General features: G+C 36.2%; 3 protein-coding genes. All 3 read right to left on the bottom strand.

All coding sequences use genetic code 11. The annotated features are described in order from the left end of the window. Nucleotides 1-103 precede the first annotated feature (103 nt). A complete protein-coding gene (locus ACW6OJ_RS07780) occupies nucleotides 104-697 on the bottom strand; it encodes a hypothetical protein (protein WP_456096246.1) in 594 nt (197 codons plus the stop codon). A 225-nt stretch (nucleotides 698-922) separates the two neighbouring features. Further along, the gene (locus ACW6OJ_RS07775) at nucleotides 923-1432 is read right to left on the bottom strand and encodes a hypothetical protein (RefSeq protein ID WP_456096245.1); all 510 of its coding nucleotides are present in this window, start codon (nucleotides 1430-1432) and stop codon (nucleotides 923-925) included. Nucleotides 1433-1621: 189 nt separating this feature from the next. Continuing rightward, on the bottom strand, nucleotides 1622-3057 hold a 1436-nt coding region (locus ACW6OJ_RS07770), incomplete at its 5' end, for an ABC transporter ATP-binding protein (protein WP_456096244.1).

Here is a 3057-nt window from a genome sequence, read left to right as displayed (position 1 = left end):
TCGATGGTTCTATAGTCGGAACCAGTTTGGCTTGAAAATCTGCATATTCTTTCTCCTTTAAGGCTTGAAGCTCCTTGTATATTTTCATATCTTCCTCCCGAGCTTATAGTATCTCTTCAAATAGCTTATCTGTCTTCTTAGAAATCTCGATGGCATAAAGGCTAAATCCAGCCAGATTATCCTCATAGGCCTGGATAGCAAACAGAAGCATATTTCTTGCAAACTTATCATCTATATGGTCTGCAGGCAATAGTATAGCGTCAGACCTACGCTCACAGTAGATGGAGTCATTTTTCAGTTCTTTCAAGGCCCCACTATTATAGAGGTCAAAAATTTCCTTTAGGTCTTCCTCTTCAACTGCATCTGTTAGTCGATCATCCATCCAAAGGTAGTAGTCTGGACCAAAGATCCTCTTCCCCATACCCCTACCGGCATAACCGTCTACATCCTTAGAAAAAATGGCATTATATACCTTTACTATCTCCTCAATAGCTACTATTGAAAATAAATTAGATGATGAGTAAATTCCCTCCCTGTATAGGATATATCCACTCTTTAAGAGATCGTATATATGGTCTACGTACCTGTTAAACTCATCTGTTGTCTTAATTAGAAACTTTTCCTTGGGCATTTTGTCGCCCTCTACTGGTTCCTTATCACCTTCTGGCCTGGCCATTTCTATTATTTCATCAGTCATAGTCTATATCTCTCTTTCTAATATCATATATAGTAATATAAAGCCTGTAGCAATTGTGGTCTTCTTTTTATTTGAATCTCACAAGGACTACAGGCGTCATTTCAATTGCTATATTTTATTTTACTATATCTATAATCGCTAGGTCAATCTTCTGCTCTATGTGCAATAATACGGTAACCATTGGACAAACCACCCGCTTAACAGGTTGTTTTGATTTACATCATACTACATGTAATCAACTAATAGATATAAGGTTTTAATAGATTTATCATAAGATAAAATATATATTTCATCTGCAAAATCCTTATTTTTCGCATCTTCATCTCTGAAGACTTTTTTGATACCATATACGGAATCTTTATTCTTGGAAAAATCAATCTTGATAGTATCAACTAACTCTTTTATATCGCAATGCTTTTCAATACTCTCAATGGACTTATTATAATCTAATTTATCTATAGAATAATTATTGAAATTTTTTTCGATATCAGGGCTTATGTCCTGGTCGAATTTTACAACCATGTATCTAAAGCCATCTGATGGCCAGCCAACGTCATCATATTTGGAATACGCTTCAGAAAATTCTCCTTTTATATTTAAGCCACTCAAAGTAGTGTTCATTATTTTATCTGAGATATGTTTATTTGTAGATTCACTACCACCTGTGCATCCAGTTGATAAAGATATGCTCAATAAAAGTGCAAATAATGCAAAAAGCGTTTTTTTCATTTTCATAACAATCCCTCCTATAAAAAATACTTACCTATATTATAACATAATAATTATTGGTTCTTTTTCTTATTCCATTTTAAAAGCCCTCCTATGATAAATATACTTTACCACAGAAGGACTTATTCTAATTTACAGAGTTTTTGAATACTCTCCAAAAACTCCAAATTTTTTCATAAATACTAACATTACTTACTAATACACATACTCCTCAGTCAGTCTAGATTTTTCAACCATAGACCTATAAAGGTCTGATTCCTTCAATAGGTCCTCGTGGCAACCCTGAGAATCTAAAATACCATCCTTCATGACTAATATATTGTCCGCCTTTTCTATAGACTTTAGCCTATGAGAGATAATTATAATGGTCTTACCCTCGATTAGCCTATTAATACTTTCTTGAATTTCCATTTCATTTTCCACATCAAGAGAGGCAGATATTTCATCTAGAAGAACAATAGGGGCATTCTTTAAAAAGGCCCTGGCGATAGATATTCTCTGCCTTTCTCCACCTGATAGCTTAGACCCATTCTCTCCAATAAGGGTGTCATAGCCATTCGGTAGCTTGGCAACTATTTTGTCTACATTTGCTAGCTTGGCTGCTGCAAGTACCTCTTCATCACTGGCATCCTTCCTACCCATCCTAATATTTTCCATAATAGAGAAATCGAATAGGTCTACGTTCTGGAATACCATGGATATATTCTTGAACATTGACCTGGTGCTAATGTCCTTTATATCCTGGCCACCTATACTGATCTTACCCTTGTCATAGTCATATAGTCTAGAAATCAGCCTCAAAACAGTAGTCTTACCACAGCCCGATGGACCAACTATAGCTGTGACCTCATTTTGCTTTGCTACAAAGGATAGGCCCTTGATGACCCTATTATCCCCATACTGGAACTCAACGTTGTCAAATCTAACATCGAAGCTTGTTAGGTCCTTATCCTCTCCTGTTTGAACAGGCTCCTCCTTTAACTCTTCTATCCTCTTGTAGCTAGACTCAAAGAAGAATATCATTAGTACATATTCTTGTATACCTGCAAATTGGTATGAAAGGGTTGTAGCTGCCATTAGGTAACCTACATAATACAAAACATTTATAGAGCCTGACATATATAGGCCTGCCCCTACTGTAGCAGTTAAAACTGGTGCTAAATACGGCAGAATTCCTATAAAGAAGGATAATAGGCCCAGGCCAATCTCTGCCTTTAAATGGATTAATTCTGTAGATTCAAGCTTATCTTCAACATCAGCCCTTACCTGGTCCTGCATAGAATAGGACTTTATTTCCTCCTGCATTTCAAAGGCCTCCTGGAAGGCATTTGAGTTTTCCAATAGTTTATTAAAAAACTTATTTGTACTACTCTGTTGGACCTTTTTTGACAGGAATATAAATAGGAAGCCTATCCATATAGGCATGGCAACTGTTAGCCCCAGGATAAAATTCGACATACACATTAGAATTGTCATCAGTACAAAGAATACTGCGAAGCCAATTCCAGCCGGTATGGCATGGGATATTACCATTTCTATATTTCCAACATCCATCATGACTGTCTGAGATAGGTCTGATAGGTTGTGGGTAGAAAAGTATGAAAGTGGTAGCTCCTTAAGTTTGTTTGCTA

The sequence above is a fragment of the Peptostreptococcus sp. genome, assembly GCF_977045075.1.
The sequence above is the reverse complement of the archived record's forward strand: the minus strand, read 5'-3'. Positions and strand labels throughout refer to the sequence as shown.